General features: G+C 43.5%; 8 protein-coding genes. 1 reads left to right on the forward strand and 7 read right to left on the reverse strand.

Going from position 1 to position 7,382, the window contains the following annotated elements; all coding sequences use genetic code 11:
* Window positions 1-82 precede the first annotated feature (82 nt).
* The gene (locus tag JL57_RS09820) at window positions 83-535 is read right to left on the reverse strand and encodes an N-acetyltransferase (protein WP_034141874.1); all 453 of its coding nucleotides are present in this window, start codon (window positions 533-535) and stop codon (window positions 83-85) included.
* 588 nt (window positions 536-1,123) lie between these two features.
* Between JL57_RS09820 and JL57_RS09825 the strand changes: the two genes are divergently transcribed.
* Window positions 1,124-2,341: a nitrogen regulation protein NR(II) gene (locus JL57_RS09825; RefSeq protein ID WP_291299912.1), complete on the forward strand. Its 1,218-nt coding sequence runs from the start codon at window positions 1,124-1,126 to the stop codon at window positions 2,339-2,341.
* Here the strand turns inward: JL57_RS09825 and JL57_RS09830 are convergent.
* From JL57_RS09830 to JL57_RS09855, 6 genes are all read right to left on the reverse strand, one after another.
* Window positions 2,319-3,566: a hypothetical protein gene (locus JL57_RS09830; protein ID WP_291299913.1), complete on the reverse strand. Its 1,248-nt coding sequence runs from the start codon at window positions 3,564-3,566 to the stop codon at window positions 2,319-2,321. The two genes, JL57_RS09825 and JL57_RS09830, sit on opposite strands and share 23 nt — an antisense overlap.
* A gap of 67 nt (window positions 3,567-3,633) precedes the next feature.
* Window positions 3,634-4,710, reverse strand: a complete 1,077-nt coding sequence (locus JL57_RS09835; RefSeq protein ID WP_034141876.1) for a P1 family peptidase — start codon at window positions 4,708-4,710, stop codon at window positions 3,634-3,636.
* A gap of 50 nt (window positions 4,711-4,760) precedes the next feature.
* Window positions 4,761-5,342, reverse strand: a complete 582-nt coding sequence (locus JL57_RS09840) for a TetR/AcrR family transcriptional regulator (protein ID WP_034141877.1) — start codon at window positions 5,340-5,342, stop codon at window positions 4,761-4,763.
* 108 nt (window positions 5,343-5,450) lie between these two features.
* Window positions 5,451-6,611, reverse strand: coding sequence for a glycerate kinase (locus JL57_RS09845; RefSeq protein WP_034141878.1), 1,161 nt, complete (start codon window positions 6,609-6,611; stop codon window positions 5,451-5,453).
* 9 nt (window positions 6,612-6,620) lie between these two features.
* Entirely contained in the window at window positions 6,621-6,956 is a 336-nt protein-coding gene (locus JL57_RS09850) for a hypothetical protein (RefSeq protein ID WP_034141879.1), read from the reverse strand.
* 89 nt (window positions 6,957-7,045) lie between these two features.
* A partial coding sequence (locus JL57_RS09855) for a hypothetical protein (RefSeq protein ID WP_034141880.1) occupies window positions 7,046-7,382 on the reverse strand: 337 nt, incomplete at its 5' end.

Genomic DNA, 7,382 nt, shown 5'->3' on the forward strand with positions numbered 1-7,382 from the left:
GTTCGGTATAATGTTTGTTGATCTTATATTATTAAATCTTTTTTCACTACAGCAATTGACAATTCAGCTTCTACACAGCCATTTATAGAGTGCGCCCCACTGCTATCTCATCGCAATTGGGGAATTTTATACAATTAATGCACTCTGTCCATACTTTTTGGGGCATTTGGTCTTTGCTGACTTCTTCATACCCACAGTATTTAAAAAACTGAGGCTGATAAGTCAAGGCAAAAAGTTTCGTACAGCCCAGTTCTTTCGCTTCTGCTTCAAGTGCTCTGACAATCTGGGTTCCGATCCCTCTTCGTTTGTAGCCACTGGCAACCGCTAACGCCCGTATTTCTGCTAAGTCACTCCAAAGAATATGAAGGGACGCAACCCCCACTAATTGGTCATCCTCTTCAGCCAGCAAGAATTCGCGAATGTTTTCATAAAGCATATTTCTTGATCTTGGCAGCATGAGTCCTTGTTCAGCGTTGCTATTTATTAATAACATCATCGCTTCTACATCCGCTATTCGTGCCTTACGCAATTTCATTGATTATAGCTCCTTTTTGTCTTTTGCATAATTATACAATATTTCTTATATAGTTGCATAATTTTTCTTACGAACTGATCCTTTAAGTTTGCTGAAGACTTTAATGCTTTACTACATAATGGGTTAATTTAACGTTCTTTTTGATTACGAAATATCTAAATATTTAAAAAATACCGAGCCATTTCTACTAATAACCATAGTTCTGCCTTGTTTGTCGGATTTTAGAGTATGAATATTTATTCTAATGTCACGAATTTGAGTGTTTAAGCCTATATCAGATATACTTCCCCAAACATTACATCTCCTTATTTTTACATTTTTTTGCATCTACTTATGATAAACTATGATAGTGTGTTTCTGATAGTTTTCCGAAAGGAGATTAAAATTGTGATTTCCCTAAAGTTACGGTTGAGTTCTCTACTAAGACAAAGTATCTTTATTGTCTTGACCGCTATTATGATTATATTCATTTTTAGCGTTGATTTTTTACCTATTTCTGGCCTCCTTCACTTGATACTTATTTGCATACCTTTCATCACCCTTATTATTTGGTTCGAACTTTGGTACAGTACTTGGGGCAAAGTTTGGATGTTTAGCATTTTGTTGCTTATCTTTTGCAGCCAAGTTTATCCTCCCTCCTCTCATTCCAGCCCCATGTTGATAGTCCATCTTCTCTTTCTCTTCGTCATGTTATTTCTCTTCAACCGTAAGGAGACTCGAGAACGCGCACGACATCAACATCACATCAATACTATGCGGGCCTTACTGTGGCAAAATCCTCCAATCGTCAAAACCGTCGACTATAGTCATGAAGCCATCATTTTAATAGATAATACAGGAGAGATTATCGAGTCAAATCCTCGTTCGACTCACTTATTAGGCTTATCTAAGTCCTCATTAGTTGGCCAACCCATCTCTAAAGCCTTAGGTATTTTGAATAATTTCCAACCTACTAGTTTACCGGAAGTCGGCGAATTCACCTGGAAGAACTCGAAAAAAGAAATTATGCATCTGCGTTTTCAAACTCGCCCTTTACTAAACTTTGACATTCCTTCGGGCACACTATTGACGCTTTTCGATATCAGCGAAGAGAAAAAACGCTCGGAAGCGTATGTACAGGTTGCAAAATTCGCCATTATTAATGAGGTTTCTGCTGGTTTGGCGCATGAAATTCGCAACCCCTTGACAACCATCAAAGGGTTTATGCAACTGATTACTCCCGAACAATGGCCGGAGTCCTACCGTCCGTATCAACAGCTTATTCTGGATGAAATTCACACCTTAGAACAAGTGTTGGGCAAGTTTCTCCTCATTACGAGTCCTTCAGCACCACAAATTAAAGCACTTAGCTTAGCTGATACTATTCATGCCACAACTCAATTAATTCAGCCCCTGAGAGATCGAAAAGGTGTAACCCTTGTGCTCGAACTCTCATCCCATTCAGTCTGTATCATGGGGGACCATGAACAACTTCTTCAAGCGCTTCTATCCATACTCAATAATGCGATTGAAGCTTCACCCCAAGGAGGGAAGGTCATTATTCGTCTCACAGAACACGAATCTCATATAAGAATTAGGGTTATCGATAATGGACCAGGTATTCCAGAAAATTTGCGTAAAAGGGTTCTTGATCCCTTCTTTTCCACCCATAATGAAGGTACCGGACTGGGGTTAACCATTGCACAACAAATTATACTTGCCCATCATGGCAAGCTACACATTTCCGAATCTACAGCATCAAGTGGGACCGAGGTGTTAATAGATTTTCCCAGTTTAGCAACGTTTACGAGTAACCTTTCTGCATAAGCGAATGATTTAACAGTGATCCCTGACAATTTAGTTCATAAATCCCCTTATCTTGCCAGTTTTCTGGCAACGTCCAGATAGGAAACTTATCCACATCCGTTAACCAACAGTACCACCGCCGAAGTTCTTCTTCCTTGCCAAGTGCCGTCAGCCAATGAACACGGCCATCCCAAACTAGTGGATTACCTTTGTCATCCTTGGCAAACACTAATAGCATGCTTCTTTCCAAAACACTCGCTAACAAAACACTCTGAGCAGCTTTGGTAAGTGGCTTTTCAAAGATTGGGCATACAACACTTAACTGCCCATTCCACTGATAAAAATACCATTCTTCTAACTCCATCACCGTGTTTTCTGCACGCTCCTTAGGAAGCCACGGCCAAGACCACGGACTCCCCCAGAGTGACTTTAACACCCCGTCTCCCTGATGTAGCAACAAAGCCAAAAGGTCTTGAGTGCGAAGTTTACCTTCTTGCTCAAGAGATTCTAAGTAATCCAGAATGCTGACAATTGTGGCGCAAAACTCCGGGTTTAGTGAACCGGAAGCATCCACCCAGCCTTGTTTTTGCCACTTGACCATTTGTTCCCCTTTCTTTAACCACTTCACTTTGGTGGATAGTTCAAATTTTTTCCCTTTGCGCCGCACTTCAGCAATTTCAAAGTGACCCCAGAGGAAACTTATGCTCTGAGGTTTAATTTCTATACGAACCCTACGGGCTGTCAAATCACTAAAGAATGACTTCACAGTCGTCAATTGTTGCCTTACCACAGGATTTAAGCCCTCTGCCCAGCGTTTCCAATCTGGCCGTTCCTCTCCTAGGACGTAGCGAGGTTGGTTGCTAGTTTGCTTCTCTGGAATGGGGTATAAACTAGGCGAGAGTTTTTCACGCCAGTAAACCGCTCTTGCAAAAATTGTACCCCCAATTTTAGTGAGTCCAGTTAAAAAAGAAGTTGAAAAATTAGGGGCTACGTAATAAATTACTGTTTTTGCGCCATTACTGAGTCGATTTCCCCATAGTAACCCGGCAAGTAGGAATTCATCTTCGCGTGGAACTGAAGAACTCGCAATGATCCCAACTCTTAACGTGGTCTCGCCGCCCATAAAATAAGCAAACTGGACTGGGAGGCGACTGGCCTTTTTTTTATCGTCTGGATACTCCTTTAAATCTTTTACTATAAATGCATCTGGATGAGCTTCCCAGATCATATTCCAGCTTATACTCACAATGAACCTCCCTTAGCTTTTCTCCCTAAGGATGTTTACGCGTTAAGTGCGAAAATCATGACAAATTCTATGAAAATCCTCCCTGCCAACTTCGAATTATTTGTAACGTTTCTCTAATCGGCAGGGCGTAACGAATATTTCCATCTCGTCCTTCCATAGTCTGAGCCAAAAAGAGAGCATTCCAAATGCTTTCTGCAGTGGACTCCACCACAGCTCTGAAGAATTCATCCAAGGCCCAATCTGATAAAGAACTGCCATTGTTGCCCTCACTACAATGGGTGCTAACCATTAAGCAAAAATCACCACTTCCAGTGCTAGAAATAGACCCCGTCCGAGCCATACCTAAACTAGCCCTACGCGCAAGTAATTGCAATTGCCAGCGTGATAATGGTGCATCTGTGATCCCTATCAGGATTAACGATCCAGGATTGTACCCCTTAGCTTGCAGAGCAAGGAATTTCCCTACTGGAACACCGGATAAAATAAAATCGTTTAAAATACCAAAATTGGCCAGTGCAAGCATACCCACAACATAGTTTTTCACGCCTTGTCGAACAAGGCGTGAAGAACTTCCAATGCCCCCTTTTAGTTGAAAACAGGACATCCCAACCCCAGCCCCGACATTCCCCTGCTCTATCGGTCCTCTCGCAGCCCGTTGAAGGGCAAGGATGGCATCCAAGGGCTTAACATGTCGGCCGCGAATATCATTCAGATAAGAATCGTCACATTCCATGACAACCACATTAGGGGTCCGTGCTTCGTTACCAATCTCTGGGTACTTCTTTAAAAGGTAGGTGATAACACCATGACCCACGTCATGAACGCTTAGAGTATTGGTCAATAAAATGGGGGAATTAAGAATCCCCATTTCTTGAATAAAAGGAACTCCTATCGATTTCCCATACCCATTTATTATGTCAATTGCTGCCTTGCAGGGCTGTCGATAAAGGTCAGGGCGAGGTAGAATAGCAGTCACACCCGTCCTAACAGGACCGCTTCCATTGGGATCTAACGGACCCACTCCTCGAATTAATGACACATTCCCTACTAATACGCCTGGCACATCCGAAATATCATTGTGAGGTCCGACCGGCATCTCTCCCAGCCAAAGCCCAAGACTCCTCGGCGAGTAGCGTGCAGACATAAAAAATCCCCCCACTGTACTCTATGAGCAACAATGGAGGGATATGAATGTCACGCCTCTTGCTTCTTTTCCGAAAGACCGTCTAAAAAGACCATCAGCGCATGATTTAATTCTTCATGTAAATTGCCTGAACCTGAAACAAACCAGCGCATGAAATGTTGAACCATCATACCTTCTAGACTTTCAGCTAAAAAAGCGGGTTCGAACTCACGACTGATTTCGCCGTTTTGTTGTCCTACCGTTATAATAGCCATCAGGGCATAATGTAAACTCAAATCATAATCTGCCCCATCGCGATTTCGCACAGTAACCCAAGCAATTTCACGATCTTTTATCATGAACCCAGCCCAATCTTGCAGAAGGTTTCCTAACCGCTGGCGAGTATCCATACATACCTGTTGACGCCCCTCATTGACAAGATCTTGCCAAGAACGACGTGAAAATTCCAGCACTACAGCTTCCTTTGTTGAAAAATAATTATAGAACGTTCCCTTTCCCACATCAGCTTGCTGAGTAATTTGATCGACTGAGGTGGCTGTAAATCCTTGCAAACGGAAAAGTTGCATAGCATTTGAGAAAATCTTTTCGCGTGTCTCTTTTTTCTTACGTTCTCTTCGAGACATTTCCGTCACTATAAATCCCCCCCTTTATCCATGTTAGCGGACAAATGAACTTCTATGTCAGTCATTCTCCGTATACCATATTTTTCCTGCCTACAAAGGGGGCTTAACAATAAATATTTACGCTTTTTGGTTCTTTTGGGCAACCTCATACCCGAGCTTCCATACCAAAAGAATCCTCCATACTGCCCTCTCCAACTGTTCTTCTGCTTTTAAGAAAGCTTCCTCTAAAGTCGTAATCCCTTCAGAAACGCTGAAACAACAAGTAACCCCCAGTTCTGCTAAAAAATCCGGAGGCCCCTCCACCGATCCCGAGATTGCAAGTACTGGCACCTTATAGTTCTTCGCTAAGGCGGCAACTCCGACTGGTACCTTACCATATGCCGTCTGAAAGTCTGTCCTTCCCTCGCCCGTGAGCACTAAATCTGCTTGCCTAATTTTCTCATCTGCCTTGGCCACCTCTAAGACAATCTGTGACCCTGGTCGTAATTTCGCTCCCAGAAATCCAACCACCCCAGCACCAAGTCCTCCTGCTGCGCCCCCACCGGCTAATTCCAGAAGGTTCATCCCCACCACTTTGCTCAAGCGCTGCCCAAAGTTTTGCAATGCAGCATCCAAAACTTTTACATCTTCAGGCTGAGCGCCCTTTTGCGGACCATAAACTGCACTCGCGCCCTCTGGACCACACAACGGATTTTGAACATCACAGGCCACCTCAATCTTTACCTGAGATAGACGGGGATTTATGCCAGACATATCTAGGCTAACAAGCTTGGCAAGGGCAGCCCCTCCTTGAGGTAACTCTTGTCCTTGAGCATCCAAAAGTTTAACCCCCAACGCGGTTGCCACCCCGGCACCACCATCGTTCGTAGCACTTCCGCCGATACCGAGAAGAATTTTAGTGACTCCACGCTCCAACGCGTCCCGTATCAGTAGGCCGGTTCCGTAGGTTGAGGTCACGAGAGGATTACGTTCATCATCGCGCAAAAGAGGAAGCCCTGAAGCTGCTGCCATTTCAATAATGGCTGTCGCTCCACAGTCGATAAGACCATAAGACGTTTCAATCGGTCGTCCCAGCGGATCTGTCACCTTGACTTTGACCTTGACCCCATCCGCTGCGCTAAGGATCGCCTCGACCGTACCTTCCCCACCGTCTGCCATAGGGATCATATCAATCACACTTTCTGGGTAAACTCGCTGGACCCCCCTACTCATTGCAGCCGCCACGTCATTGGCATTTAAACAACCCTTGAAAGAGTCTGGGGCTATAACAATTCGCATACTTACTTATCACTCCTTAGATTGAGCACGTTGCCCTATATACCTTCCAGCTTTAAGAAAAACGAAGAGGCTGACATAATCTATTACAATCATGATTAAGCTTTCAATAGGAATTTCTAGCAAACTAGCAATTACATAAGATAATAGGTTAAATATCAAAGCCGCAAGGTATGCGGAACGCCAATTTTCATATTGGCGGCAATAACCTACTAGAAAACCCAGTGGATAAAAAAGAGCAAAATTGATGCCCAATTGATTGAGTATACCACCCGAAACGAAAAACTCGCCCCAAAAAATATAGAGCAAGCTTAAAATAAGTACGTAGCGCCAAAAAACAAGGTTCATGCGTCCCTCCTCATACTTAAATAGACTCTCGGCATTCGCCGAGGCGGTTGGGCCAAGGGGTTCCTTGAACCAACCTTATAGCATTCCTCCTACTTTAGTGGGAGGAATTTTGCTTTTTCATACAGTCGAACTGGAAATTCACTAGTAATAAAAATTTTCTTAATCTGCCATAAAACGGCCAGAATTACTTGACTTTCCCAAAACGCCCCCATAATCGCGTGACGAGGGGTTTTATCCCTTTGATTACAAAATATGGGGTGATCTGTTTGAAGCCAATACTTGTTTCTCATAAAACATATCAGGATTCCGTTCTCCTTCGTCTCCGCCAACATTATTCCGGCGGGGTCTTTGTCATCGTTAATGATGACTGGCATTTGGTCGTGAAGCTCTGGATGACTGATTTGTCTTACATCACGACTCTGCTTC

The organism is Desulfosporosinus sp. BICA1-9, from assembly GCF_000802135.1.

Bases quoted from the DNA above. Each gene is read 5' to 3' on its own strand.
- JL57_RS09850 (WP_034141879.1), bottom strand. From the start codon at position 6,956: ATGAACCTTGTTTTTTGGCGCTACGTACTTATTTTAAGCTTGCTCTAT.
- JL57_RS09820 (WP_034141874.1), bottom strand. From the start codon at position 535: ATGAAATTGCGTAAGGCACGAATAGCGGATGTAGAAGCGATGATGTTA.
- JL57_RS09845 (WP_034141878.1), bottom strand. From the start codon at position 6,611: ATGCGAATTGTTATAGCCCCAGACTCTTTCAAGGGTTGTTTAAATGCC.
- JL57_RS09835 (WP_034141876.1), bottom strand. From the start codon at position 4,710: ATGTCTGCACGCTACTCGCCGAGGAGTCTTGGGCTTTGGCTGGGAGAG.
- JL57_RS09825 (WP_291299912.1), top strand. From the start codon at position 1,124: ATGTTTAGCATTTTGTTGCTTATCTTTTGCAGCCAAGTTTATCCTCCC.